Annotated in this window: 22 protein-coding genes; 12 read left to right on the top strand and 10 right to left on the bottom strand. The window is 66.8% G+C overall.

The genetic code is table 11. The features are described from left to right. Positions 1-33 precede the first annotated feature (33 nt). On the bottom strand, positions 34-1,515 hold the full coding sequence (pdxR, locus tag E7811_RS12355; RefSeq protein ID WP_136394961.1) for a MocR-like pyridoxine biosynthesis transcription factor PdxR: 1,482 nt from the start codon (positions 1,513-1,515) through the stop codon (positions 34-36). A 153-nt stretch (positions 1,516-1,668) separates the two neighbouring features. Then, positions 1,669-3,048, bottom strand: a complete 1,380-nt coding sequence (gene tpa / locus E7811_RS12350) for a hypotaurine--pyruvate aminotransferase Tpa (RefSeq protein WP_136395211.1) — start codon at positions 3,046-3,048, stop codon at positions 1,669-1,671. A 205-nt stretch (positions 3,049-3,253) separates the two neighbouring features. On the opposite strand from tpa, the gene menC reads away from it, so the two are divergent. Together menC and E7811_RS12340 are read left to right on the top strand one after the other, a co-directional pair. Continuing rightward, on the top strand, positions 3,254-4,378 hold the full coding sequence (gene menC / locus E7811_RS12345) for an o-succinylbenzoate synthase (protein ID WP_136394960.1): 1,125 nt from the start codon (positions 3,254-3,256) through the stop codon (positions 4,376-4,378). Further along, positions 4,375-5,079: a GNAT family N-acetyltransferase gene (locus E7811_RS12340; protein WP_136394959.1), complete on the top strand. Its 705-nt coding sequence runs from the start codon at positions 4,375-4,377 to the stop codon at positions 5,077-5,079. The genes menC and E7811_RS12340 overlap by 4 nt, the downstream gene beginning before the upstream one ends. A 158-nt stretch (positions 5,080-5,237) precedes the next feature. Here the strand turns inward: E7811_RS12340 and E7811_RS12335 are convergent, their stop codons facing one another. Further along, positions 5,238-8,924, bottom strand: a complete 3,687-nt coding sequence (locus tag E7811_RS12335; RefSeq protein ID WP_136394958.1) for a vitamin B12-dependent ribonucleotide reductase — start codon at positions 8,922-8,924, stop codon at positions 5,238-5,240. A 557-nt stretch (positions 8,925-9,481) separates the two neighbouring features. Next, positions 9,482-10,366 carry a DMT family transporter gene (locus tag E7811_RS12330; RefSeq protein WP_136394957.1) on the bottom strand — a complete coding sequence of 295 codons (885 nt, stop codon included), beginning with the start codon at positions 10,364-10,366 and terminating at the stop codon, positions 9,482-9,484. Between the two features lie 164 nt (positions 10,367-10,530). Here E7811_RS12330 and E7811_RS12325 point away from each other — a divergent pair, with 164 nt between their 5' ends. The 4 genes from E7811_RS12325 (at position 10,531) to eno (ending at position 14,185) form a co-directional block, all read left to right on the top strand. Then, a complete protein-coding gene (locus E7811_RS12325; RefSeq protein WP_136394956.1) occupies positions 10,531-11,433 on the top strand; it encodes a tellurite resistance TerB family protein in 903 nt (300 codons plus the stop codon). A gap of 69 nt (positions 11,434-11,502) precedes the next feature. Further along, entirely contained in the window at positions 11,503-11,919 is a 417-nt protein-coding gene (locus E7811_RS12320) for a Fur family transcriptional regulator (RefSeq protein WP_136394955.1), read from the top strand. Beyond that, complete coding sequence (locus E7811_RS12315) at positions 11,919-12,815, top strand: DMT family transporter (RefSeq protein WP_136394954.1); 897 nt, start codon at positions 11,919-11,921, stop codon at positions 12,813-12,815. The genes E7811_RS12320 and E7811_RS12315 overlap by 1 nt, the downstream gene beginning before the upstream one ends. Before the next feature lie 92 nt (positions 12,816-12,907). After that, on the top strand, positions 12,908-14,185 hold the full coding sequence (eno, locus tag E7811_RS12305) for a phosphopyruvate hydratase (RefSeq protein WP_136394953.1): 1,278 nt from the start codon (positions 12,908-12,910) through the stop codon (positions 14,183-14,185). A 43-nt stretch (positions 14,186-14,228) separates the two neighbouring features. Here eno and rarD read toward each other — a convergent pair whose 3' ends face one another. Next, positions 14,229-15,128 carry an EamA family transporter RarD gene (rarD, locus tag E7811_RS12300; RefSeq protein ID WP_136394952.1) on the bottom strand — a complete coding sequence of 300 codons (900 nt, stop codon included), beginning with the start codon at positions 15,126-15,128 and terminating at the stop codon, positions 14,229-14,231. An 85-nt stretch (positions 15,129-15,213) separates the two neighbouring features. Continuing rightward, positions 15,214-15,639 carry a cupin domain-containing protein gene (locus tag E7811_RS12295; RefSeq protein WP_136394951.1) on the bottom strand — a complete coding sequence of 142 codons (426 nt, stop codon included), beginning with the start codon at positions 15,637-15,639 and terminating at the stop codon, positions 15,214-15,216. 105 nt (positions 15,640-15,744) lie between these two features. Between E7811_RS12295 and E7811_RS12290 the strand changes: the two genes are divergently transcribed. After that, complete coding sequence (locus E7811_RS12290) at positions 15,745-16,512, top strand: SDR family NAD(P)-dependent oxidoreductase (protein WP_136394950.1); 768 nt, start codon at positions 15,745-15,747, stop codon at positions 16,510-16,512. Further along, complete coding sequence (locus E7811_RS12285) at positions 16,509-17,600, top strand: NAD(P)/FAD-dependent oxidoreductase (protein ID WP_168733015.1); 1,092 nt, start codon at positions 16,509-16,511, stop codon at positions 17,598-17,600. Before E7811_RS12290 ends, E7811_RS12285 begins: the two co-directional genes overlap by 4 nt. Here E7811_RS12285 and E7811_RS12280 read toward each other — a convergent pair. Beyond that, complete coding sequence (locus tag E7811_RS12280; protein WP_136394948.1) at positions 17,587-18,681, bottom strand: anhydro-N-acetylmuramic acid kinase; 1,095 nt, start codon at positions 18,679-18,681, stop codon at positions 17,587-17,589. The two genes, E7811_RS12285 and E7811_RS12280, sit on opposite strands and share 14 nt — an antisense overlap. A gap of 61 nt (positions 18,682-18,742) precedes the next feature. Between E7811_RS12280 and tyrS the strand changes: the two genes are divergently transcribed. The 3 genes from tyrS (at position 18,743) to E7811_RS12265 (ending at position 21,112) form a co-directional block, all read left to right on the top strand. After that, positions 18,743-19,993, top strand: coding sequence for a tyrosine--tRNA ligase (tyrS, locus tag E7811_RS12275; protein WP_136394947.1), 1,251 nt, complete (start codon positions 18,743-18,745; stop codon positions 19,991-19,993). Positions 19,994-20,076: 83 nt separating this feature from the next. Next, a complete protein-coding gene (locus E7811_RS12270; protein WP_136394946.1) occupies positions 20,077-20,400 on the top strand; it encodes an antibiotic biosynthesis monooxygenase family protein in 324 nt (107 codons plus the stop codon). A gap of 31 nt (positions 20,401-20,431) precedes the next feature. Further along, the gene (locus E7811_RS12265) at positions 20,432-21,112 is read left to right on the top strand and encodes a helix-turn-helix transcriptional regulator (RefSeq protein ID WP_136394945.1); all 681 of its coding nucleotides are present in this window, start codon (positions 20,432-20,434) and stop codon (positions 21,110-21,112) included. A 174-nt stretch (positions 21,113-21,286) separates the two neighbouring features. Here the strand turns inward: E7811_RS12265 and E7811_RS12260 are convergent, their stop codons facing one another. Then, complete coding sequence (locus E7811_RS12260; protein WP_136395210.1) at positions 21,287-22,387, bottom strand: ABC transporter ATP-binding protein; 1,101 nt, start codon at positions 22,385-22,387, stop codon at positions 21,287-21,289. Between the two features lie 132 nt (positions 22,388-22,519). Then, a complete protein-coding gene (locus E7811_RS12255) occupies positions 22,520-23,299 on the bottom strand; it encodes an SDR family oxidoreductase (protein WP_136394944.1) in 780 nt (259 codons plus the stop codon). Positions 23,300-23,507: 208 nt separating this feature from the next. On the opposite strand from E7811_RS12255, the gene E7811_RS12250 reads away from it, so the two are divergent. Then, a complete protein-coding gene (locus E7811_RS12250) occupies positions 23,508-24,518 on the top strand; it encodes a Hint domain-containing protein (protein ID WP_246020416.1) in 1,011 nt (336 codons plus the stop codon). Between the two features lie 21 nt (positions 24,519-24,539). Here the strand turns inward: E7811_RS12250 and doeB are convergent, their stop codons facing one another. Further along, a complete protein-coding gene (gene doeB, locus E7811_RS12245) occupies positions 24,540-25,538 on the bottom strand; it encodes a N(2)-acetyl-L-2,4-diaminobutanoate deacetylase DoeB (protein ID WP_136394943.1) in 999 nt (332 codons plus the stop codon).

Here is a 25,538-nt window from a genome sequence, read left to right as displayed (position 1 = left end):
CTACGGACAAGCCGCGCGCCCGATTAGGGCCAGTCAGGCAACCGGCTTATGGCCAGTTGCCGCAATCCCTTCGGCGATCAGGCGGATGCCGTCGGGGATGCGTCCCTGCGGGATCGAGGAATAGGCAAGCCGGTAATAGTTGCGCGGCGCGCCTTCACGGGCAAAGAACACCTGACCCGGTTCGATCAGCACGCCCTTCGCCCGCAGCCGCAGCGCCAGTTCGCCCGTATCCACATGATCGGGCGCGCGCATCCAGAAGCTCGATCCGCCAAAGCCGCCCTGCCCCGCTACCGTCAGCCCATGTTCGGCGATGGCCTCTTCCATCACCGTGCGGCGGCGGCGATAGGCGGCCTTCATCCGGTTGATCATAGCGTCATAATGACCGAGCGACAGGAAATAGGCCGCCGTCCGCTGCACATGGCCCGGCGGGTGGCGCAGCACATCCGCGCGCAAGGCCCGCGCCTCGCGGATAAAACTTTCCGGACCGACAAGATACCCCAGCCTGAGGCCGGGAAAGAGGCTTTTGGAAAACGATCCGATATAGATCACCCGCCCCTCGGCATCGAGCGATTTCAGCGAGGGCGACACCGTCCTGAGGAACGACATCTCGAATTCGTAATCATCCTCGACGATGACGAAATCCCGTTCGCGCGCCGCCGCCAGAAGCGCCTGACGACGGGCGAGCGGCATGGTGGCATTGGTCGGGCAATGGTGGCTGGGGGTGACAAAGACCACATCGGCCGCCTGCGGCAGCGCCTCGGGCGGCAGGCCCGCATCGTCCACATCGACCGGCACCACGGTTCCGTCGGCCTGCTCCAGTATACCGCGCAACGAGGTGTAGCCGGGGTTTTCCACCACGGCGCGGCGTCCCGGCCCCAGCAGGACCTGCGCCGCAAGCCAGAGCGCGTTCTGCGCCCCCAGCGTCAGCAGAACCTCGCCCGGCCGTGCCGCGATCCCGCGGCGGGGCAGGATGTTGCGCAGGATGTATTCGATCAGCAGCGGATCGTCGCTGTCGTAGTAATCCGAGGTCAGCGCCTCGAAGTCGCGCTTTCCCAGGGCCCGCAGCGCGCAAGCGCGCCAGTTCTGGTGATCGAACAGCGTCGCATCGGCCTGTCCGTAGATGAACGGATAGGGATAGCGCTGCCAGTCCTCGGGCCGGGCCACCCGTGCCAGACGCGACCAGCGCCGCCCGGTGATCCGGTCATAGTCATAGCCCTGCCCCGCCCCCCGTGCCGGAACCTCAAGTTCGGGCGCGGTGGGGGCCTCGGACGATACGAAATAGCCCGACCGCCCGCGCGAGGTCAGGTAATCGGAGGCGACAAGGTCGGTATAGGCCAGCGTCACGGTGATCCGGCTGATCCCCAGGTGATTGGCGAGGCCCCGGCTGGACGGCATCCGGTCACCCGGACGCAGCCGCCCCGACAGGATACCCTCGGTCACCATCTGCCGGATCTGCTGTTGCAGCGTGCCGGTGGCGCCGGGCGTCAGGAAGAAGCTTTCGACGGGAACCGCCATTCTGGACCTAAGGTGCAAGGGCTCTGGCCCTATAGGCCTGCCAACGGGCGGCACGTCAAGGCCTTTCCGGTCCGGGGCACCGACCAAAAGGATATGCCCCCGGTCCGGACCGGGGGCACACCTTGGGCGGGTCGCGTTTCCGGCGTCCGGCGATCAGCCGAAGACGCGGGTCAAGGCGCCGTCGATCGCATCGGTGATGCGGTCAATGTCATCTGGCGTCGCGATCAGGGCGGGCGACAGGCACAGCGTGTTGTTCAGCCCCGGAAGGCTGCGGTTCGTCACCCCGATGATGACGCCCTGCGCCATGCAATCGGCCACCACCGCCTGCGCCTGCTTTTCGTCAACGGGCTCTTTCGTGGCGCGATCGGCCACCAGTTCGGCCCCGAGGAACAGCCCCTTGCCGCGCACGTCGCCGACGACCTTGTGCTTGTCCATCAGCGCTTGCAGGTTCGACAGGCAGCGCTCGCCCATCTTCACGGTGTTGTCCAGCAGGCCCTCGTCCTCGATGATGCGCATGTTTTCCAGCGCCGCCGCCGGCCCCGAGGTGCAGCCCCCGAAGGTCGAGATGTCGCGGAAATAGCTCATCGGATCGGTCGGGTCGTCCTTGAACATCTCGAACACCGCCTCGGTCGTCACGGTGCAGGAAATCGCCGCATAGCCCGAGGCCACGCCCTTGGCCATGGTCACGAAATCCGGCTTGATCCCGTAGTTCTGGTAGCCGAACCAGACGCCGGTCCGCCCGACGCCGCAAACCACCTCGTCAATGGCCAGCAGGACGTTGTATTTCTTGCAGATTTCCTGCACGCGCTCCCAGTATCCCTTGGGCGGGACGATCACACCGCCCCCGGCGGTGACGGGTTCGAGGATCAGGCAGCCCACGGTATCGGGGCCTTCGCGCAGGATCACCTCTTCGATGGCATCGGCCGCGCGTTCGCCGTAATTCTCCACATCCCACTGCTTGCGGTATTCCAGGCAATGCGGCACCCGCACGAAACCATCCGGGAAGGGCCCATATTGCATCGCGCGCTGGTCCTGCCCGGCGCTGGCCAGCGCGGCGATCGTGGTGCCGTGATAGTCGCGGTCACGATAGAGGATCTTCCACTTCTTGCCGCCGTGGTGACGATGCGCGATCTGGCGCACCATCTTGTAGACCTTCTCGTTCGCTTCCGAGCCTGAGTTGGAATAGTAGACCCGGCTCATCCCCGGCATCTTCTCGATCAGCCGCTTGGCAAAGATCGAACCCGGCACCGACCCCGCGGCGCCCGCGAAATAGTTCATCTTGATCAGCTGGTCGCGGACCGCATTCGCGATCGACTCGCGCCCGTAGCCTACGTTCACCGTCCAGACCCCGCCCGAGACGGCATCCAGATGTTCCTTGCCCTTGGCGTCCCAGACCTTCATCCCCTTGCCTTCGACGATGACGCGAGGGTCGATGGTTTCGAACTGCTTGTGCTGGATCAGATGGTGCCAGACATGGGCGCGGTCGGCCTCGACCACGGCGCTCATGTCGTTCATCTGGTTCATGCCTTCCATGGCATTCTCTCCTGTTGAAAGCTGATGGGCCACCTGGCCCGCCCCACGCGGGCGGCGGGCGGCGGCCCCTGCGTTCATCATCCGGCTTTCCGCGCCCGCGCGTTATGTCCAGAGGATTGGCCAAGATATGACCAGCGGAAACGGGGTGGCTTGCAGCCGCCCCGCACTGCCGCCTAACCTGCGCCATCCGTCAGACGAGGCACAGATGACCCCGACCCGCGCCCCCCTTCGCATCGACAGAGCCGAACTGCGCCTTGTGCGCCTGCCGCTTGTCACCCCCTTCACCATCGCCACCGGCACGATGCGGGAAAAGCTGTTTCCCCTTCTGGTGCTGAAAGCGGACGGGATCGAGGGCTATGGCGAGGGCGTGATGGACCCTCTGCCCGACTATCTGGAGGAATCGCTGCCCGGATCGCTGGACCTGTTGAAACAGGTGCTGATCCCCGGCCTTCTGGGCCGCGCATGGGACAATCCTGAGGCCCTTTCGCCGCTTCTGGCCCCCTGGCGCGGGCATCGCATGGCGATTGCCACGCTGGAGATGGCGTTCTGGGATCTTTGGGCCAAGTCGCTGAACCTGCCGCTGAAGTCCGTGCTTGGCGGAACCGGCGATGCGGTTTCCGTGGGCGTGTCGCTTGGCATCGGCCCGATCGACGGAACGCTTGACCGGATCGCGGCGCATCTGGACCAGGGCTATCAGCGGATCAAGCTGAAGGTGAAACCGGGGCATGATCTGGAACTGCTACGCGCGGCCCGCACGGCCTTTCCCGGCACGAAGCTGACGGTGGACGCGAATTCCTGCTACCGGCTTTCGGATACTGCCTTGCTGCGCGCGATGGATGCCTTCGATCTGGACTACATCGAACAGCCGCTGGCCTGGAACGACATCCACGACCACGCCGAACTGCAGCGCCGGATCGCCACGCCGATCTGCCTCGACGAATGCCTGAAGACGGTATCGGACGTACGCAAGGCGCTTCAGACCGATGCGGCACGGGTCGTCAACATCAAGCCGGGGCGCGTGGGCGGCCATCTGGAATCGCGCCGCATCCATGATCTGGCGGCGGCCTTCGATGTGCCCGTGTGGTGCGGCGGTATGCTGGAGGGCGGGATCGGCCGGGCGCACAACATTCACCTGTCCACGCTCCCGAACTTCACCAAGCCGGGCGATGTCTCGTCGGCCAGCCGATACTTCACCCGCGACATTGTGAACGAACCGCTTGAGGTGGTCGCAGGCCGCATGCCCGTGCCCAACGGCCCCGGCATCGGGGTGACGCTGGACGAGGACTTCCTGGATCAGGTCAGCACCGCGCCCGAGGTGTTCCGCGCATGAAGATCACGATCAAGGACCTTGAAGGCATGGCCGAATTCCGCATGGCCGAAGCCTTGCAGCGGACCGTCTGGGGCGAAGGCGACAAGGAAGACCCCGCGGACCTGATGATGGTGATCCAGCACGAGGGCGGGATCTGCGCCGGGGCGTTTTCCGGCGACGGGCGGCTGATGGGCTATGTCTTCGGCTTTCCCACCGCCACGCCCGGTGTGCAACATTCGCATCGCCTGGCCGTGCACCCGGATGCGCGAGGGCTTGGCCTTGGGCTCAGGCTGAAATGGCATCAGCGCGACTGGTGCCTTGCGCGCGGAATCACCCTTGTGCGCTGGACGTTCGACCCCGCCCGCCTGCCCAATGCCGCGCTGAACGTGGGCCGTCTTGGTGCGAGGATCGCCACCTATTTCCCTGATTACTATGGGGAAATGGCGGGCATCAATCAGGGCGCCCCGTCCGACCGGGTGCTGGCCGACTGGCATCTGGACAGCGCCGCCGTCACGGCGCGCGCGTCCGGGCAGGCCCCCCCGCCCGTGGCCGAGGTGGCCCGCGTCACCCTACACCCCGATTTCGGCGCGCTGCTGGAGTCCGACCCCGCCGCCGCCAACGCCGAACGGATGCGCCTGCGGGCCGAGATTCAGGCGGCGCTGGCGCAGGGCCTGACGGTGCAGGGCTTCGATGCGGCCGCCCGGGCGTATCTGCTGGGCTGAACCCGCGCCTGCCCGGATTGACAGCGCAAGGGCCCCCGGCAGCGGATCATTCGGCAGGCTCATGCCGCGCATATTCCCCCACACCCAAACGAAAAATGGCCCCGTTTCCGGGGCCATTGCATGATGTTCCTCATGTCACGCGTGAGGTTTCGCGCCGATCAGCTGCACCCGCTCGTGGCGCCGCAGGTGTTGCACTTCATGCAGGTGCCATTGCGGACCAGGGTGAAGTTACCGCATTCGCCGCAGGCCTCGCCCTCATAGCCCTGAAGCTTGGCGCGGGTGCGGGCGTCCATGCTGACGGTGCCCGAGGTCAGCGCGGTCGCGCCGGCGGCGGCGGTCGCCGCGCGGGCGGTTTCGGGCACCAGCATGTTCAGCGCGGTCACCGGATCGGCGCCGTTCAGCGCGGTCGCCCCCATGCCGCCCTGCAACACCACCAGTTCCTGCGGCAGGCGCTTGCGCAGATAGCCGGTGGAGCTGATCTGCTTCAGCACTTCCAGCGACTTCGAGGCCGCGGTTTCCGAAACCGGGGTCACGTTCTGCTGGCCCTCGTAGGACCCGCCGCCCAGATCGTCGAAGCTGGCCCCCTGCGGCTTCACATGGGCAAGGTCGGTGCGGTCGAGATACGAGATCGCCAGTTCCCGGAAGATGTAATCCAGGATCGAGGTCGCGTTCTTGATCGAGTCGTTGCCCTGCACCATGCCGGCCGGTTCGAACTTGGTGAAGGTGAAGGCCTCCACGAATTCCTCCAGCGGCACGCCGTATTGCAGGCCCACGGACACCGCGATGGCGAAGTTGTTCATCATCGCCCGGAAGCCCGCACCTTCCTTGTGCATGTCGATGAAGATCTCGCCAAGCGAACCGTCGGCATATTCGCCGGTCCGCAGATAGACCTTATGCCCGCCCACGATCGCCTTCTGGGTATATCCCTTGCGGCGTTCGGGCAGCTTTTCGCGGTGGCTGCGCACGATCTCCTTGACGATCACCTTCTCGACGATCTTCTCGGCAAGGACGGCGGCCTTTTCCTGCATCGACCCGGTGGCGAGGATTTCCTCGGCCTCCTCGTCATCCTCGACCAGGGCGGCGGCCAGCGGCTGCGACAGTTTCGAGCCGTCGCGGTAAAGCGCGTTGGCCTTGATCCCCAGCGAATGCGACAGTTCATAGGCCGCCAGCGTTTCCGCGATCGTTGCCGTGTTCGGCATGTTGATCGTCTTGGAAATCGCGCCCGAGATGAAGGACTGTGCCGCCGCCATCATGTGGATGTGGCTTTCCACCGACAGGTAACGCTTGCCCTTCTTGCCGCAGGGGTTGGCGCAATCGAAGACCGGATAGTGTTCCGGCTTCAGGTGCGGCGCGCCTTCCAGCGTCATCGTCCCGCAGACATGGTCGTTCGCGGCGTCGATCTGGGCCTTGGTAAAGCCGAGGTGGCGCAGCAGGTCGAAGGTCGGGTCGTTCAGCTTTTCGGCCGGGATGCCCAGGGTTCCGTGGCAGAATTCCTCGCCCAGGGTCCACTGGTTGAAGACGAAGCGGATGTCGAAGGCCGAGGGAAGCGCCGCCTCGATCTTCTCGATCTCGCGCGGGCCGAAGCCGTGACCGATCAGCGCGGTGTGGTTGATCGCCGGGGCCTGCGCGATGGAACCGTGACCCACCGCATAGGCGACGATCTCGGCCACCTCGTGCGGACGATAGCCCAACTGTTCCAGCGCGGCGGGAACCGATTGGTTGATGATCTTGAAATAGCCGCCGCCGGCCAGTTTCTTGAACTTCACCAGCGCGAAATCGGGCTCGATCCCGGTGGTATCGCAATCCATCACCAGGCCGATGGTGCCCGTCGGCGCGATCACCGTCGTCTGGGCGTTGCGGTAGCCGTGCTTTTCACCCAGGGCCAGCGCCTCGTCCCAGGACGATTTCGCCAGCGCAACCAGCGCCTGATCGGGGCAGTTGGCATGATCCAGCGCCACGGGGGCGACGTTCAGGCTTTCATAGTGGCCGGTCGCATGGGCGGCGGCACGGTGGTTGCGGATGACGCGCAGCATGTGGTCGGCGTTCCGCTGATATCCGGGGAACGGCCCGAGTTCGGCGGCCATCTCGGCCGAGGTGGCATAGGAGACGCCCGTCATAATCGCGGTCAGCGCACCACAAAGCGCGCGTCCCTCGGCCGAATCGTAGCCAAGGCCCATGTTCATCAAGAGCCCGCCGATGTTGGCATAGCCAAGCCCCAGCGTGCGGAAGTCGTAGGACAGCTGCGCAATCTCCTTCGAGGGGAACTGCGCCATCATCACGCTGATCTCCAGCGTGACGGTCCACAGGCGGCTGGCGTGGACATAGGCCGTCGCATCGAACTTGCCGTCCTTGAAGAAGGTCAGCAGGTTCATCGAGGCCAGGTTGCAGGCCGTGTCATCGAGGAACATGTATTCCGAACAGGGGTTCGACCCGCGGATCGGACCATCGGCCGGGCAAGTGTGCCAGGCGTTCACCGTGTCGTGGAACTGGATGCCGGGGTCGGCGCAGGCCCAGGCGGCGTGGCCGACCTGATCCCACAGCTCGCGCGCCTTCACCACCTTGGCCACCTTGCCGTCGGTGCGGCGCACCAGCTCCCAGTCGGCGTCGTCCTTCACGGCCTTGAGGAAGGCGTCGGTGACGCGGACCGAGTTGTTCGAGTTCTGGCCCGACACGCTGATGTAGGCCTCGGAATCCCAGTCGGTGTCATAGGTCGGGAATTCGATCGAGCCGAAACCCTGCCGGGCGTATTGCAGCACGCGGTTGATGTAGGTTTCGGGGATCATCGACTTCTTGGCACCCCGGATCGCGCCCTTCAGGGCCGCGTTCTTCGCCGGATCGACCGCATCTTCGCTGCTGCCGTCCCAGGCGCGGATCGCCGCGAAGATCTCGTTCAGCTGGCGTTCGTGCATCTTGGAGCCGGCGACAAGGCTTGCCACCTTCTGCTCTTCGATGACCTTCCAGTTGATGAACTGTTCCACATCGGGGTGATCCATGTCGCAGATCACCATCTTCGCCGCGCGCCGCGTGGTGCCGCCCGACTTGATCGCGCCCGCCGCGCGGTCGCCGATCTTGAGGAAGCCCATCAGCCCCGAAGACTTCCCGCCGCCCGACAGCTTTTCGCCCTCGCCACGCAGGGACGAAAAGTTCGTGCCCGTGCCCGAGCCGTACTTGAACAGCCGCGCCTCGCGCACCCACAGGTCCATGATGCCGCCATCGCCCACCAGATCGTCCTTGACCGACTGGATGAAGCAGGCATGCGGTTGCGGATGCTCATAGGCGCTGGCCGACTTGGTCAGTTCGCCGGTCTTGTAGTCGACATAGAAATGCCCCTGCGACGGGCCGTCGATGCCATAGGCCCAGTGCAGCCCGGTGTTGAACCACTGCGGGCTGTTCGGGGCGGCCATCTGGTTGGCCAGCATGAAGCGCATTTCGTCGTAATAGGCGCGGGCATCGGCCTCGGTGGTGAAATAGCCGCCCTTCCAGCCCCAGTAGGCCCATGCACCTGCCAGACGGTCGAAGACCTGCTTGGCCGAGGTTTCGCCCACGATCCGCTGTTCCAGCGGCAGGTTCGCAAGCGCCTCCTCGTCGGCGACCGAGCGCCACAGGAATTCGGGCACGCCCTTTTCCTTCACGCGCTTCAGCCGCGCGGGCACGCCGGCCTTGCGGAAATACTTCTGCGCCAGAACGTCGCTTGCGACCTGGCTCCAGCCTTCCGGCACCTCAACCGCGTCATTGCGGAACACGACCTTGCCGTCGGGATTGCGGATCTCCGACACGGTCGTGGTAAAGCTCATGGCACCATAGGCGCCGGTTTCTTCGGTGGTGAATTTCCGCTCGATCTTCATATCTGCCCCGTCTCCACACTTTTGCGGCAAGGCGTCCGCGCCCTGGCCGATGGTCCCAAGGGCGCTGGCAGACAGGGCAAAAAACCTCCGTCCGGTCCCCGAACATGCAGACCGGCTGACGCTGCCCAGGAAGGCGCGTTTTCGTTTTCGAAGTTCTGTCCCCGTCGCGACCACTAGATTTAGTGGCTACCCGCGCCGCCAAGTCAAACTGTCGTATATCGCGACATGGATCAACGGAAAATTTTCACCATCGACCGGGTTTTTGCGCTTGACCGGGACGGCTGTGGTTTTCCGGTCATGGGCCGGTGATTCACGGCCCTGTGAACGATCCTGTGGACAAACCGGGGGATCAGCGGGGGATCACTTGTCGCCCGGCCGCCGGGCATCGCCGCTTTCCCAAGAAAATCGCGCCCCTTAGGCCGTCGCGCTGATTGATCGCGTGAACCGGCGTAGCGCACCGGCAAGCTGCTGCATTGCGGCAATCTATGCCGCAATGCAGCAAGAAAGCCAGCGCCCCGCCCCCGGCTCGCGGCGCGGCAGACCCACGGTATGGCGACTCACCGGCGCCGGTTGATCAGGATGATTCCCGCCGCCACCAGACCGGCCGACCCCAATATCTGGTATGTAAGGGGCTCACCAAACAGGATGACCCCAAGGAATAGACCGATGACCGGCGTCAGGAACGAGAACGACGCCACCGTCGCCGCCGGATACCGCCCCAGAAGCCAGAGCCAGGTCACAAAGCCCCCCGCCACCACGATCGCCGACTGGAACAAGAGCCCGCCGAGGTGCCAGGGTTGCAGCTCGCGGATCAGCGGACCGAAGGCAGGTGCCGCCAGCAGCAACAGCGGCGCCGACACCGTCACCATCCACAGAAGCTGCATCTCGGCCCCGACGGCAGCCATCGTCGGGCGCCGGGCAATGAAGGCCGTCCCTGCCCAGCAAACCGCAGCGAGGATCGCGCAAAGATCCCCCGCAAGGCTCGCCTGCCCCGCCCCGGCGGCGCGGTCCGACAAGGCCCAGGCAGTGCCCAGAAAGGCCAGCGCCAGTCCGCCCGCCCGCAAGGCTGTCAGCCGTTCGCCTGGCAGGCCCAGATGCGCCATCACCGCCAGCCACATCGGCATGGTGTAGAACAGGATCGCGGCGCGCCCGACCGTGGTCAGATCAAGCGCGATGAAGAGCGCGAGGAACTCCACCGCGAAAAGCGCCCCCATCGCCAGCCCCGCCCCCGCCGTGCCCGGCCGGTGGCGCGGCGCGCGCCCGCGCCAGACCATCCAGCCCACCACGAACGGCACCGCCAGAAGCGACCGCAGACCGGCGAAAAAGACCGGCTGCAACCCGGCGTTCACCGCCTTAATCAGGATCTGGTTGATCGCCAGAAGGAACGAAACGCCCAGAAGCGCCGATACCCCGACCGCGTCGAGCCTGTCTTTCCGCTCCATTCCTGCCCCCGTGACCGGCTGACCGGCGCCGATCCTCCGGACCTGGGACCGGAGCGCCGATTTTCCCCCATCTTTTCGATTGACCGCGCGCCATGCAACCGGGGACGATGTTGCGCAGGCGGCCTGCCGTCCTGGCCGGGCGCGGAACGAGTGAGGAGCGCGGAATGAGCCTTGTGAAAACGCTGGCCAAGGTGGCGATCGGTGTGGCCATCGCCAAGGGCGTAAGCCATGTCGCCAGGAACGGCCTTCCCGGCGCCACGGGGGCGACCTATGCACCCAACGCCGGGCGTGGCACCCGGATCGACACCGGCGCCGCGCCGGGCGGTCTTGGCGACATGATGGGCGATATTCTGGCAGGCGGCCCCTCGGCGAAAACGACGCGGCGCGGCAGCGCCAACACGGGCGGCGGGCTTGGCGACCTTCTGGATCAGCTTGCCGGTGGCGGCCAGACCCGCGGCAGCGCAACGCGCACCAGCACGAGGCGCACACAGGCGCCTTCGGGCGGGCTTGAAGACCTGCTGAAGGGCATGACGGGCGGCGGCGCGGCTGGCGGCGCGGGCGACGGCGGGATCGGCGACCTTCTGGGTGGCCTGCTGGGTGGCGCAATGGGCGGCACCACCGCGGCGCGGGGCGGCGCAGGCGGCCTTGGTGGTCTGGGCTCGCTCTTCGACGACGCGTTGCAGGGCCGCGAACCGCAATCGACCACCCGCGAACAGGAACTGGCGGCGGCCCTGATGCTGAAGGCGATGATCCAGGCCGCGAAATGCGACGGCAAGCTCGACGCGGCGGAAAAGAAGAAGCTTACCGAGAATCTGGGCGACGCCAGCGAACAGGAGATCGCCTTCGTCAACGCCGAACTCGCCTCGCCCGTGGATGTCGAAGGGCTGGCGCGGCAGGTGCCCGAAGGCATGGAACAGCAGGTCTATCTGATGTCGCTGATGGCCATCGACCTCGACAGCCGCAACGAGGCGCAATACCTGCACGACCTGGCGCAGGCGCTTGGCCTTGACCCGCGCGAGGTCAACGCGATCCACGATCACGCCGGCGCGCCCAGGCTTTACAGCTGACCGAAAAGGGGTGGAGCAACCCGCCCCTTTCCGCTAGATCACGCCCCGGAACCACCGGGGCGTCTTGCTGTGTCCGACACGATCATCTCCCGCTGCGAAGCAAAGGGCCTGCGCATGACCGATCAGCGCCGGATTGTCGCGCGCGTGATAGGCGAATCCGAGGATCACCCGGACGTCGAGGAACTCTATGCCCGCGCCAGCCGGATCGACCCGAAGATCTCGCTGGCCACCGTCTACCGCACGGTGAAGCTGTTCGAAGAGGCCGGAATCCTGGAACGGCTGGAATTCGGTGACGGGCGCGCCCGCTACGAGGATGCGGACCGCGACCACCACGACCACCTGATCGACGTGCAGACCGGCGAGGTGGTGGAATTCGTCGACCCCGAGATCGAGGCGCTTCAGGAACGAATCGCGCAGCGCCTGGGATATCGGCTGATCGGCCACCGGCTGGAGCTTCTGGGCGTGCCGCTCAAGGCGCGGCGGTGATGGACGCCCGCAGCAACCTGCGCGCGATCCTTCTGATGGTGGGCTCGATGGCGGCCTTCGCCATCGAGGACATGTTCGTCAAGTTCGTCGCCGTGGACATGCCCACCGGACAGATCCTGATGTTCCTGGGCCTTGGCGGGATTCCGGTCTTTGGCTGGCTGGCGCATCGCAAGGGCGCGCGTGTCTGGACCCGCGATGCGCTGCACCCCACGGTGATCTGGCGCAATGCGGGCGAGGTCATCGGCACCTGGGGATTCATCACCGCGCTTGCGCTGGTGCCGCTGGCCACGGTGTCCGCGATCCTGCAGGCGATGCCGCTGGCCGTGACCTTCGGCGCGGCGCTGTTTCTGGGCGAGTCTGTCGGCTGGCGGCGCTGGACCGCGATTCTCGTGGGCTTTTGCGGGGTGTTGATGGTGATCCGGCCGGGATTTTCGGGATTCGATGCCAATGCCCTCTGGGCGCTGCTGGCCGTGGCGGGCCTGTCGCTGCGCGACCTTGCCACGCGCCGTGTGCCGCGCACCGTATCCAGCACCCAGCTTTCGGTCTGGGGCTTTGCCGCGGTCGCGTTGCTGGGCGGGGCGATGCTGGCCGTGTCTGGCGGCGCGGTCTGGCCCGAACCCCTGCAGATTCTCTGGCTGGCCTGCGCGCTGACGGGCGGCATCGTCGGATACTGGGCAATCACCGAGGCGATGCGCCTTGGCGAGGTTGCGACCGTGACCCCCTTCCGCTATGCGCGCCTGGTCTTTGCGCTGATCATCGGCATCCTCGTCTTCGGCGAAAGGCCCGACTCGGCCACGCTTCTGGGCGCCGCGCTGATCATCGCCTCGGGGCTTTACACATTCGCCCGCGAACGGCGGCTGAAGCGCGCCCTTTCCATGAACGCTGCAACGCAGTAAAGACCGGGCAGTAAAGACCGGGCAACACGAAACCGGACGGATAACGCCGGCCGCTGCCCCGACCCAGCCCCTGCCCCGCAAAGGAGCCTTCCATGAGCACGATCATCGACATTCACGCCCGCGAGATTCTCGACAGCCGCGGCAATCCCACCGTCGAGGTGGATGTGGTTCTGGAAAGCGGCGCCATGGGCCGGGCGGCCGTGCCCTCGGGCGCCTCGACCGGCGCGCATGAGGCGGTGGAACGCCGCGACGGTGACAAGTCCCGCTACATGGGCAAGGGCGTCCTGGAGGCCGTGGCCGCAGTCAACGGCGAACTGGCCGAGGAACTGATCGGCTATGACGCGACCGACCAGGTCGGCATCGACCGCACCATGATCGAGATGGACGGCACGCCGAACAAGTCGCGGCTTGGCGCGAATGCCATCCTCGGTGTCTCGCTCGCGGTCGCCAAGGCAGCGGCCGAATTCACCAGCCAGCCGCTCTACCGCTATGTCGGCGGCACCTCGGCCCGTGTTCTGCCGGTGCCGATGATGAACATCATCAACGGCGGCGAACATGCCGACAACCCGATCGACATCCAGGAATTCATGATCATGCCGGTCGCCGCGGCGAACATCCGCGAAGCGGTGCGGATGGGGTCCGAAATCTTTCACACGCTGAAGAAGGAACTGTCGGCTGCGGGGCTTTCCACCGGCATCGGCGACGAGGGCGGCTTTGCGCCCAACCTCAGCTCCACCCGTGACGCGCTTGATTTCATTCTGAAATCCATCGAGAAGGCAGGCTACAAACCGGGCCAGGACATCTATCTGGCGCTCGACTGCGCCTCGACCGAATACTTCCGCGGCGGCAAGTACGCGATGAAGGGCGAGGGCCTGACGCTGACTTCCGAGGAAAATGTCGATTACCTGGCGAAACTGGTGGCCGACTACCCGATCATCTCGATCGAGGACGGCTGCGCCGAGGACGACTGGGAAGGCTGGAAGATGCTGACCGACCGGCTGGGCCACAAGGTGCAGCTGGTGGGCGACGACCTTTTCGTGACCAACCCGCGCCGTCTGGCCGAAGGCATCGCGAAGGGCTGCGCCAATTCGATGCTGGTCAAGGTCAACCAGATCGGCACCCTGACCGAAACGCTGCAGGCCGTGGACATGGCGCACCGGGCCCGGTTCACCAACGTGATGAGCCACCGCTCGGGCGAGACCGAAGACGCCACCATCGCCGATCTGGCTGTCGCCACCAACTGCGGCCAGATCAAGACCGGCTCGCTGGCCCGGTCCGACCGTCTGGCGAAGTACAACCAGCTGATCCGGATCGAGGAAATGCTGGGCGAGGTCGCCGAATACGCCGGCCGCAGCATCCTGCGCGCCTGAGGGTAGCGGAAGAATTTTCGACGAAAATTCTTTGGCCCGCGGATCACTCCGCGGGCTTTTCCCTGCGCCGGGAGGCGCGCAACAGTTCCACCGTGTAAAGCGCTAGCGCCGCCCAGATCATCGGGAAGGCGATGGCACGGGCATGGCCGAAGGGTTCATCGAACAGGAAGACCGCCGTCAGGAAGATCATCGTCGGCACGATGTATTGCAGGATGCCGATCGTCGACAGCCGCAAGAGCTTTGCGCCATTGGCATAAATCATCAGCGGCACAGCCGTCACCAGACCCGCGCAAAGGAGCAGCACCTGATCCCATCCGGTGCCGGTGACGAAGGCTGCATCCCCGCCCACCCAGGCCATATAGGCCAGCGCCGCCGGCAGAAGCAGGATCACCTCAAGCGTGAAACCCTGGTTCGGTCCGATCGGCAGCATCTTCTTCAGATAGGCATAGATCCCCCAGGTCAGTGTCAGGGCCAACGCGATCAGCGGCAGCCTTCCGGTTTCCACCGTCAGCACCGCGACGGCAGCGGCGGCCAGCCCGATCGCCGTCCATTGCAGGGGCGAAAGCCGCTCGCGCAGGACGACCGCGCCAAGCAGGACCGAGAACAGCGGGTTGATGTAATACCCAAGCGCCGCCTCCAGTGCCTGCCCCGACTGGATCGCCCAGACGTAGATGCCCCAGTTCACCGCGATCAGCGTGGCTGTGACCGCCCCCATCACCAGCATCCGCGGCGTCTTCAGCGCGGTGCGCAGATCCGCCGTCCGACTGCGCGCCCACAGCACCGCCACCGCCACGGGAAGCGACCAGACGACCCGATGGGCCAGGACCTCGATCGTGGGAATATGGGCCAGCGCCTTCATGTAGAGCGGCAGGAACCCCCACATCACATAGGCCGTCACCGCATAGGCAAAGCCCTTTGACGTGTCGATATTCTGGGAGGTCATGCTGTTCTCTCGCGCTGCGGGATCCAGCCTTATCGCCTTGCCCGGGAAGGTTCCAACCGAAAGTGAACAGCCCGGTTTCGCACCCCTATCCCATGGGGATGTCAAAGCCGGGCGGGGCCAGTTCGAACCCGTCGAAACGGAATCCGGGGCTGACGGTGCAGGACACCAGCGTATAGGCCCCCGTCGAGGCCGCCGCCTGCCACCATCCGGCAGGCACCACGACCTGCGGCGTCTCGCCGGCCAGCACGTCGGGGCCAAGCCGGTGGCCCCGGGCCTGCGTCCCGGTTTCAGCCAGCGACAGGATCAGCGGCGCCCCGGCATGCCAGAGCCAGATCTCGTCGGCATCGACGCGGTGCCAGTGGCTGCGCTCGCCCGCCTTCAGCAGGAACAGGATCGCCGTTCCGCTGGCCCGCCCCTCGCGGTCTGGCCCTTTCCAGGTTTCCCTGTACCACCCGCCTTCGGGATGCGGATGCAGCCCCAGCCGTTCGATGATGCGGTCTGCCGGTGTCATCTGGCCCCCTTCCGCTGCTGCCCTGTCCGTCAGAATATCCCCCCTGTGCAGCCGCGCAACGGGGCGCTAGCCTTCGGGCGGACGGATCAACGAACGGGGGGTGACATGGCGGGTGTGGCAGGGCGCGTGGCGCTGGTAACCGGTGCGGGCAGCGCCGACGGAATAGGCTTTGCCTGCGCGCGGGCGCTGGCCGAGGCGGGGGCGCGCGTCGCCATCACCTCGACCACCGCGCGCATCTTCGACCGTCAGGCCGAACTGGGCGGCGCGACCTTCGCCCGTCCGGCCGATCTGACCCGGCAGGCCGATGTCGATGCGCTGGTCGCAGAAACCGAGGCGGCACTCGGCCCGATCGACATTCTGGTGAACAACGCCGGCATGGCCCAGACCGGCCGCCCGCAGAAGCGCACCTCGCTGGCCGATGCGCCCGATGCCGCCTGGGATTTCGGGATCGACATCAGCCTGACATCGGCCTTCCGCATGTGCCGCGCGGTGCTTCCGGGGATGAAGGCGCGCGGGCATGGGCGCATCGTGATGATGTCCTCGGTCACGGGGCCTGTTGTGGCGATCGACGGATCGGCGATCTATGCCACGGCCAAGGCCGGGATGCTGGGCATGACCCGCGCCATCGCACTGGAAAACGGGCCTTTCGGCATCACCTGCAACGCCATCGGTCCGGGCTGGATCCACACCGGATCCTCGAGCCGGGCCGAGATCGCCGCAGGCCGCCGCACCCCGGTGGGCCGCCCCGGCCGCCCCGACGAGATTGCCAGCGTCGCCCTGTTTCTGGCGTCGGATGGCTCCAGCTATCTGACCGGGCAGATGATCGTGGTCGATGGCGGCAACACGATACAGGAATTCAAGGTGGGGCGTTGAGCGCGCCCCATGTCGCCATCGTCGGCGCAGGCGTGATCGGCGCCGCCGTCGCCTTCCGCCTTGCGCGGGCGGGGGCGCGGGTGACGGTGGTCGATGCGGGCCTGCCCGCAGCGCAGGCCTCGGGCCGGTCCTTCGGCTGGATCAACGCCTCGTTTTTCCTGAACGCGGCACATTTCGCCCTGCGGTCCGAGGCGATGGCCGCCCATCACCGGCTGGACGCGGACCTGCCGCATGGGACGACCACATGGCCGGGTTGCCTGTGGTGGGAAGAAACGGGCGAGGCCTTCGACCGAACCGAGGCACGGCTGCGCGGGCTTGGCTATCCGGTTGCGGTGCTGGACCGCCAGGCGCTGGCCGCGCGCCTGCCCCACATGGCCGCGATACCCGACCGGGCGCTGCATTTCCCGACCGAAGGCGTAACCGACACCGCGCGCCTGACACGCCGCCTTCTGGCCGCGTCGGGGGCCGAAGTCTGGACGGGCTGTCCCGTCACGGGGGTCGAGACCGCGTCGGGCCGTGCCTGCGGCCTCAGGCTGGCATCGGGGCGGATCGGGGCGGATCACGTCGTTCTGGCGGCAGGCACCGGAACGCCCGACCTGCTGGCACCGCTTGGCATCGCACTTGCCCTGCCCGACCGGCCCGGTGTCCTGGTCGCCACGCGCCCGCTTGCAAGGGTTCTGGACCCGGTCATCGTCACCCCGGACCAGGAAATCCGGCAGGATGCCGCGGGTCGCCTGATCGCCCCCGCAGCCGCCAGCCACCAGTCCGACCGGGCCGACCGTCTGGCGGCCCCGCCGGGCGTGCTTGCCGACGCGACGATCGAAAGGCTTCGCGCGATGTTCCCCGGCCAGGCCATCGCGCTGGAAAGCGCCACCGTGGGCTGGCGTCCGGTTCCCGCCGACGGCCTGCCGGTGATCGGGGCCGCACCCCTGCCGGGCCTCTGGCTTGCGGTCATGCATTCCGGCGCCACCCTTTGCGCGCTGGCGGGCGAAATCATGGCCGCGATGATCCTGAAGGGCGAAACGCATCCGCTGGCCGCGCCCTTCGCCGCAACCCGACCGGGGCTTGACCGGATCACGGCCGGCTGATGCGCCCGCCTCCTACCGCCGCAGGAACCCCCGTGGTGCCGGGGGCCGAGGTCGGCAGGCCGCGCGCCACCCGGACCGCCAGATAGGCGAAGGCCTGCGCCTCCAGCATGTCGCCATCCAGCCCCGCGGCCTCGACCGGTTCGACCGGGCAGGGCATCAGATTGGCCAGCATCGCCATCATCGCCCTGTTGAGGCGCCCGCCGCCGGTGACCAGCAGCCGCGACACCGGCGTGGGGAAATGTTCGGACCCCCGCGCCACGGCCCGCGCGGCGGCCGCCGTCAGCGTCGCCGCGGCATCGGCATCGGAAAGGCCGTCCAACCCCTCAAGAACCGACCGGAAGTCATTGCGATCCAAGGATTTCGGCGGCATCCTGTAGAAATAGGGATGCGCCAGAAACCGGCTCAGGACCGCCTCGTCGGCGTGGCCCGTTGCGGCAAGCGCGCCGCCCTCGTCCTGCGCCGTCCCGCGTCGCGCCAGCATCAGATCGTTGATCGGCGCGTTGGCCGGGCCGGTATCGAAGGCAAGGCAGGCCCCCGCCACCTCGGGCGCGCCGATGCGGGGATCGACCCAGGTCACGTTACCCACCCCGCCAAGGTTCAGGAAGCCGACCGGCCCGGCGGCACCGACATGCCGCGCCAGCGCGTGATGGTAGAACGGCGCCAGCGGTGCGCCCTGCCCGCCCAGTTCCACATCAGCCGTGCGGAAATCCCAGACGACCGGCAGGCCCAGGACCTCGGCCAGGACGGCCCCGTCGCCGGCCTGATGCGTCCGCCGCCCGACCGGATCATGTGCCAGCGTCTGGCCGTGAAAGCCCACGATCTCGGCCCCCTCGAAGCGCGCCAGCAGTTCGGCATGGGCGGTTTCCACCACCTCGGCCGCCGCGCGCACGCCCTCCTCGCCGTGCCAGCGCCCGAAGGCCCTTCGGATGACCTCGCGTTCGGCGGGGCTGTAGGGCCGATAGGCCGAGGGCCCGAATTCCAGAATGCGCAGCCCGTCGGTCAGCACCATCGCCGCATCCACCCCGTCCAGCGAGGTGCCCGACATCGTTCCCAATGCCCAGACCGGGCCACCCTTCAACATGGCTTCCCCCTGCCCCTTTTGCCCGTTATACCGCGCTCGTCCATCAAAGCACGAGACGGCAATGACCTACCATCCGAAATCCGATTTCATGCGCGTGATGATCGAGCGCGGCTTTCTGGCCGACTGCACCGATTACCAGGCGCTGGACGAGGCCTTCGTGAAGGGAATCGTGCCGGGCTATATCGGCTTTGACGCGACCGCGAAATCGCTGCACGTCGGCAGCCTGATCCAGATCATGATGCTGCGCTGGCTGCAAAAATGCGGCGGTCGGCCGATCGTCCTGATGGGTGGCGGCACCACCAAGGTGGGAGACCCCTCGTTCCGGGCCGACGAACGGCCGCTGCTGACGCCTGCCCAGATCGACGAGAACATCGCCGGTATCCGGCGGGTCTTTACCGCCTATGTCCGCTTTGGCGACGGCCCAGCCGATGCGCTGATGCTGAACAATGCCGAATGGCTTGATGGCCTGAACTACCTCGATTTCCTGCGCGACATCGGGCGACATTTTTCTGTCAACCGGATGCTGTCCTTCGAATCCGTGAAATCGCGGCTGGACCGCGAACAATCGCTGTCGTTCCTTGAATTCAACTACATGATCCTTCAGGCCTATGATTTCCTCGAACTGCACCGCCGCTACGGCTGCCTCTTGCAGATGGGCGGGTCGGACCAGTGGGGCAACATCGTCAACGGGATCGACCTGACCCGCCGGGTGATCGACGGCGAGGTCTATGGGCTGACATCGCCGCTGCTGACCACGTCGGACGGCAAGAAGATGGGCAAGTCCGCCTCGGGCGCGGTCTGGCTCAACGGCGACATGCTTTCGCCTTACGAATTCTGGCAGTTCTGGCGCAACACGACCGATGCCGACGTGGGCCGCTTCCTGAAGCTCTATACCGAACTGCCGGTCGAGGAATGCGACCGCCTCGGCGCGCTCGCCGGGTCCGAGATCAACGCCGCCAAGGTGATCCTCGCCAATGAGGTGACGGCGCTCTGCCACGGCGCCGAGGCCGCCGCCGCAGCCGAGGCCACCGCGCGCGAGGTCTTTGAAAAGGGCGGCGTGGGCGAGGATCTGCCGACCGTCCGCGTCAGTGCAGCCGAAGCCGCCGAAGGCCTGGGCATCGTCCAGCTTTTCGTCAAGGCGGGGCTTGCGGCCTCGGGCAAGGACGCAAAGCGCCTGATCGCCGAGGGTGGTGCTCGGGTGAACGACGAGATCGTCACCGATGCGGGTCTGCGCTATGGGCCGAGCCATCTGGTCGACCCGCTGAAGCTGACCGCCGGGCGCAAGCGCCACGTGCTTGTGGTGCTGGACTGAACGGGAAAACATTACCGACAGGCTGTTGTCGGTTGGCCCATGCGAGAACCCGGAGGCACACCCGCATCCGATGGAGGTTCCCGATGCCCGCGACCGTTCTCGAACTCGTCACCTTCCGCCTGATCCACAGCACCGATCCGGAAGATTTTCTTGCCGTGGCCGAGGCGACCCGCCCGCTGGTCGCGGCCCAACCCGGCTTTCGCAACCGCAGCCTTGGGCGGGACGAGACCGGCGTCTGGGTCGATCTGGTGGAATGGGACAGCCTGACCGCCGCCCGGTCGGCGGCGCAGGCGATGAGGGAAGCGCCGGCCTTTGCCCCGTTCATGGCGATGATCGCCCCCGCGAGCCTCGCGATGCGGCATCTGCCCGTCGCCCTTGCCATGTCCGGCCAGCCAATCGGGAATTGACGCCTTAGCCGACCCGCGCCACCCTGCCCCCATGCGACGCACCGACCGCCTGTTCGACCTCATCCAGATCCTGCGCGACGGGCGGTTGCACCGGGCGCAGGATCTGGCAGAGCGGCTCGAGGTCTCGACCCGCACGGTCTGGCGCGACATGGCCACGCTGATGGCCTCGGGCCTGCCGGTCGAGGGGGAGCGCGGCGTGGGATACATCCTGCGCGCCCCGATCACGCTGCCGCCGATGGTGCTGACCGCCGACGAAATGGAGGCGCTGCGGCTTGGCGTGCGGCTGGTCGCGGAAGGCGCCGACCCTGGGCTGGGGCGCGCGGCGCGCAATCTGGCCGCCAAGATCGCCGCCGTCGCCCCCCAGCACGCCACCCTGCCCGACGAGGACGAACTTTTCGTCTTTCCCGGCGATCAGGCACAGCGCGCAGCCCCCCACCTGCCCACGATCCGCGCCGCGATCCGCACGCACGAGCGGCTGACGATCACCTATCTCGACCTAGACGGCCGGCAGACCCATCGCGATATCCGCCCCCTGCAGCTGGAGTTCTGGGGCCGGGTCTGGACGCTCGCCGCCTGGTGCGAGGCGCGCGGCGATTTCCGCAGCTTCCGCGTCGACCGGATCCTGGCGCTGGAACCCACGGGCGAGACCTTCCCGGACGAACCGGGACGCAGGCTGGCCGATTACCGCGCCCGAAGCTCGCCCGACGATTGAGGCGGAAACGGAAGGGGGGCTGTCTGCCCCCCTCTTTGCCTTCGGCAAATTCACCCCCCGAGGGTATTTTCGCCAGGTTGAAAGCAATTTGATTCAAATGCCATTCAACCTGATCCAAATATCCCGGGGGCGAGGGCCGCAAGGCCCGAGGGGGCAGAGCCCCCCAGTACCCGGTCAGGTCCGGCGCCCGGCGGCGGGGAAGACGAAACAGCGGTCGCGTCGGATCATCAGCCAGAGCGCGGTTCCGGGCTTGGGCAGGAACACCCCCGGCACGGTCGCCGTCAGCTTCTGCTGACCGAAATCCATCGCGAATTCCACCAGGCTTTCGCGCCCGAGAAAGCGGGACCTGACCACGGTGCCGCGCGCGGGCGTGCCTTCTTGCGGCGTCGGGTTCGGGCCGCGCCCGCCCCTGTCGAAATCTATCTTCAGATGTTGCGGCCGGATGATGATTTCCACCTCGGCTCCGTCGGCATGGCCGGGTGTGAGGAAGGCACCGAAGGGAGTTTCGGTCAGCGCGCCGCGCGACACGCCGCGGATCACGTTGATATCGCTGAAGAAGGCCGCCGCCGCCTTGTCCACGGGGGCGTTGTAGACGTTGTAGGGGCTGCCGCGCTGGACAATCCGGCCCGCGCGCATCAGCGCGATCTCGTCGGCCATGCGCAGCGCCTCGTCGGGTTCATGCGTGACGAGAAGCACGCCCGCGCCCTCGTCCTTCAGGATTTCCAGCGTGGTGTCACGAATGCCGTCGCGCAGGCGGTTGTCGAGACCCGAGAAGGGTTCGTCCATCAGCATCACGCGCGGTCGCGGGGCCAGCGCCCGTGCAAGCGCCACGCGCTGCTGTTCGCCGCCCGAGAGCTGGTGGGGATGTTTCTTCTGGTAGCCGGAGAGGTTCACCCGCTCCAGCAGTTCATCGACACGGAGCGCCCGCGCGGCCCGGTCTCCGGTCAGCCCGAAGGCCACGTTCTGCGCCACCGTCAGATGCGGAAACAGCGCGAAGTCCTGAAACATCAGCCCAACCGAACGCGCCTCGGGCGGCAGGTTCCGGCCGGGGGCGAACACCGCCTGCCCGTCGATCCGGATCTCGCCCCGGTCGGGGCGTTCCACGCCCGCGATCATCCGCAGCGTCGTCGACTTGCCGCAGCCCGACGGGCCAAGAAGGCAGGTCACCTGCCCCGGCGCGATCGTCAGGCTGACGTCATCCACCACCGACAGCGCGCCAAAGGACCGGCTCAGATGCCGGACATCGAGGCGGTGCGGGGCGGGATCGGCAGCGATCACGGGAGAAGGTATCCGAGCGATTTCATCGGGTTTGACGCCTATCAGGCCCCGCCACGGGTGGCAAGTGAAAGCCCGCGACGAAGGAAGGGCTGGCGGCGCACATGCGCCGCCACATGACGCAATGCGGCGTCACAGCGTGGCGTTGGTCGCGCCGCCGTCAAGAAGGATGTTCTGGCCCACGATGAACCCTGCGTGCTGGCTGCACAGGAATGCGCAGGTCGCGCCGAATTCCTCGGGTGTGCCATAACGGCGGGCCGGGATCGTGGCCATGCGTTCGGCCCGGGCCTCGTTCATCGTGATGCCGCGGGCCTTGACCACCCCGCTATCCAGCGCGGTGGCGCGGTCGGTGTCGTGGATGCCGGGCAAGAGGTTGTTGATCGTCACGCCATGCGGCGCGACCTGGCGCGCGGTTCCCGCGACAAACCCGGTCAGTCCCGCCCGCGCCGCATTCGACAGGCCAAGCTGGGGGATCGGAGCCTTCACCGATTGCGAGGTGATGTTGACGACCCTGCCCCAGCCGCGCGCGATCATCCCCGGCAGGCAGGCCTGCATCAGCGCGATCGGGGTCAGCATGTTGGCATCGAGCGCCTTGACGAAATCCTCGCGGCTCCAGTCGCTCCACAGGCCGGGGGGCGGGCCGCCTGCATTGGTCACGAGGATGTCGACATCCCCGGCCGCCGCCAGAACCGCCGCGCGGCCTTCTTCGGTCGTGACATCCGCCGCGACCGCCGTCACCTCGACCCCGTGCGCCGCCCGGATCGCCGCCGCGGTTTCCTCAAGCGCCGCGGCCCCGCGCGCGTTCAGCACCAGATCGACGCCCGCTGCCGCAAGCGCCTCGGCGCAGCCGCGTCCCAGCCCCTTGGACGACGCGCAGACCAGCGCCCGCTTGCCGCGAATTCCCAGATCCATCGTGATCCTCCTTCTTCCTGTCCGGTCCAGACCTAGCAGCCCCGTCCAGCGGCGAAAAGGGGCGCAGGCCGTGGATGCGGCGCGATCCTTTCCCAACGATGCCGCATCTTCGCCATGAAGGCGCGGCAGATTCGGTTTGCGCCCGATCTTTCTGCCGCTAGAGGCAGGGAACAACGCGCCAAAGGAAACAAGGCCAGACCCGCAAGCGATGAAACCCACCGAGAAAACGCCCCGGCACGATCTTCCCGGCCATGCCTGCATGGTCTTCTGGGCCGATGATATTGCCGTGATTTCAGGCGCGAACCTGGGGGATGGCCTGTCGGACCCGAAATCGGTCTGTCCCGGCGACACCTATGCGCTTTTCGACGATGCGCTTCCGCTGCGGCTTATGGTCCAGACCGGCAGCGGGGGCGGCCGCCGGGTCGCCGCCGGGTCGGCACTTGGCGAGCCGGGCGACGCGATCACGCTTCTGGGTCGCTATACGCTGATGGGTGATGACGGCAACCGGGTCGAGCTTTTGGTGCTTCATCTGGGCGGCAGCGCCGAGGGGATCTATGCGCTTCCGCTGTCGCCGATGGGCGCGGGGGTGGAATACACGCTTCTGGTGGTCGAGGATGCCCCGGAAGAGGTGCAGCTGTCCGACCTGCTTTGCGTCTCCTTCGCGCTTGGCACGATGATCACGATGGGTGACGGCAGCCAGCGCGCGATCGAGACGCTGGCCTCAGGCGACGGGGTGCTGACGCGCGATCACGGCGTGCAGCCGGTGCGATGGGTGGGCCGGGCGACCCTGCGGGCCGTCGGTGCCTTTGCCCCCGTGGTGATCACGGCGGGCGCAATGGGGAATGCGGGCGATCTGATCGTCAGCCAGCACCACCGGATGTTCCTCTACCTCAGGAACCGCGCGGGACGGCGGCTGCCCACGTCCGAAGTCCTTGTGCAGGCCAAGCATCTGGTGAACGATGACACGGTTTTTCTGCGCGAGGGCGGTTTTGTCGACTATCTGAGCCTGGTCTTTGACCGGCACGAGATCATCTATGCCGAAGGGATCCCCGCCGAAAGCCTGATGGTGACAGAGGCCGTGGTGAACCGGCTTCCGCCCGAACTGTCGGGGGCGGTGAAAACGCAGTTCCCCGGCCTGAGCCAGCTTCAGCATTTCGGAACCGAGGCCGGGCGCGAGGCGGTGGACCAGATCCCCCTGCGCCAGCCGGGGCGACGCTGAGCGCGCGCCCGCAAGGCCCGCCTACCCGTCCACTTCGACCGCGATGACCGCGACACAGTCGCCGGGCTTGACCAGGCCGGGCACATGGCGCGCGGCCAGAAGGCCCGAACGCCGCGCGGCCAGTTCCACCGGATCGGCCCCGGTGCGGCCGGTGGGCCAGATCCGCGCCACGGCCTGCCCGCGTTCGATCCGGTCGCCCAGATCGAACAGGAATTCGATCAGCCCGCCATCCTCGGCGAAGGTAAAGCAATCGCCGTCGGGCATGTCGAGCCAGCGCGTTTCGCCCGCCTCGACCTCGCCCCGCAGGATCCCCGCCGCGACCAGCAAGTTGCGGACGCCGCGCCGGGCGATGCCCGCGCTTGTCGCGCTGGCCGTCCCCGCCCCGCCCAGTTCGGTGGTGACAAAGACCTTGCCCATCTCTTCGGCGGCGCTGTCATACATGCCGACGGCGTCGATCTCGAGCATGCGGACCGACCAGGGGGCGCCGAAGGCGCGCACCAGACGGAAGGCCTCGGCATCCTGCCGCTTGTCGGGCAGGACATGCGCCGCGCAGAAGGGCAGGAAATCCAGCGTCCTGCCGCCGGAATGGAAATCCAGAACGACATCGGCCATCGGCAGAAGGACGCGCTGGAAGAAATCCGCGATCTTTTCCGTCACCGTCCCGTCGGGGCGGCCGGGAAAGCTGCGGTTCATGTTGCCCCGGTCGATGGGCGAGGTGCGGGTGCCAGCGAGGAAGGCCGGATAATTCATCGCCGGAACGATGATCACGCGCCCTGTCACCTGATCCGGCGACAGGCTGCGCGCCAGATTCATCAACGCGATCGGGCCTTCGTATTCGTCGCCGTGGTTGGCCCCGGTCAAAAGCGCGGTCGGCCCCTCGCCGTTCTTCACCACCGTGACCGGGATCATCACCGACCCCCAGGCGCTGTCGTCGCGGCTGTAGGGAAGCCTGAGGAAGCCGTGCTGCACGCCCTCGGCGTCGAAATCGACCGTGGGCACGATGGGGTTGGGGCGGGTCAT

Source organism: Aliigemmobacter aestuarii, assembly GCF_004799285.1.
GTDB lineage: Bacteria > Pseudomonadota > Alphaproteobacteria > Rhodobacterales > Rhodobacteraceae > Aliigemmobacter > Aliigemmobacter aestuarii.
Note: the sequence above shows the minus strand (reverse complement) of the source record. Positions and strands in the feature narration are given on the sequence as shown.

What these genes read in the sequence shown, in the direction of transcription:
- pdxR (WP_136394961.1), bottom strand. Translation starts at nt 1,515, where the DNA reads ATGGCGGTTCCCGTCGAAAGCTTCTTCCTGACGCCCGGCGCCACCGGC.
- tpa (WP_136395211.1), bottom strand. Translation starts at nt 3,048, where the DNA reads ATGGAAGGCATGAACCAGATGAACGACATGAGCGCCGTGGTCGAGGCC.
- menC (WP_136394960.1), top strand. Translation starts at nt 3,254, where the DNA reads ATGACCCCGACCCGCGCCCCCCTTCGCATCGACAGAGCCGAACTGCGC.
- E7811_RS12340 (WP_136394959.1), top strand. Translation starts at nt 4,375, where the DNA reads ATGAAGATCACGATCAAGGACCTTGAAGGCATGGCCGAATTCCGCATG.
- E7811_RS12335 (WP_136394958.1), bottom strand. Translation starts at nt 8,924, where the DNA reads ATGAAGATCGAGCGGAAATTCACCACCGAAGAAACCGGCGCCTATGGT.
- E7811_RS12330 (WP_136394957.1), bottom strand. Translation starts at nt 10,366, where the DNA reads ATGGAGCGGAAAGACAGGCTCGACGCGGTCGGGGTATCGGCGCTTCTG.
- E7811_RS12325 (WP_136394956.1), top strand. Translation starts at nt 10,531, where the DNA reads ATGAGCCTTGTGAAAACGCTGGCCAAGGTGGCGATCGGTGTGGCCATC.
- E7811_RS12315 (WP_136394954.1), top strand. Translation starts at nt 11,919, where the DNA reads ATGGACGCCCGCAGCAACCTGCGCGCGATCCTTCTGATGGTGGGCTCG.
- eno (WP_136394953.1), top strand. Translation starts at nt 12,908, where the DNA reads ATGAGCACGATCATCGACATTCACGCCCGCGAGATTCTCGACAGCCGC.
- rarD (WP_136394952.1), bottom strand. Translation starts at nt 15,128, where the DNA reads ATGACCTCCCAGAATATCGACACGTCAAAGGGCTTTGCCTATGCGGTG.
- E7811_RS12295 (WP_136394951.1), bottom strand. Translation starts at nt 15,639, where the DNA reads ATGACACCGGCAGACCGCATCATCGAACGGCTGGGGCTGCATCCGCAT.
- E7811_RS12290 (WP_136394950.1), top strand. Translation starts at nt 15,745, where the DNA reads ATGGCGGGTGTGGCAGGGCGCGTGGCGCTGGTAACCGGTGCGGGCAGC.
- E7811_RS12280 (WP_136394948.1), bottom strand. Translation starts at nt 18,681, where the DNA reads ATGTTGAAGGGTGGCCCGGTCTGGGCATTGGGAACGATGTCGGGCACC.
- tyrS (WP_136394947.1), top strand. Translation starts at nt 18,743, where the DNA reads ATGACCTACCATCCGAAATCCGATTTCATGCGCGTGATGATCGAGCGC.
- E7811_RS12270 (WP_136394946.1), top strand. Translation starts at nt 20,077, where the DNA reads ATGCCCGCGACCGTTCTCGAACTCGTCACCTTCCGCCTGATCCACAGC.
- E7811_RS12265 (WP_136394945.1), top strand. Translation starts at nt 20,432, where the DNA reads ATGCGACGCACCGACCGCCTGTTCGACCTCATCCAGATCCTGCGCGAC.
- E7811_RS12255 (WP_136394944.1), bottom strand. Translation starts at nt 23,299, where the DNA reads ATGGATCTGGGAATTCGCGGCAAGCGGGCGCTGGTCTGCGCGTCGTCC.
- E7811_RS12250 (WP_246020416.1), top strand. Translation starts at nt 23,508, where the DNA reads ATGAAACCCACCGAGAAAACGCCCCGGCACGATCTTCCCGGCCATGCC.
- doeB (WP_136394943.1), bottom strand. Translation starts at nt 25,538, where the DNA reads ATGACCCGCCCCAACCCCATCGTGCCCACGGTCGATTTCGACGCCGAG.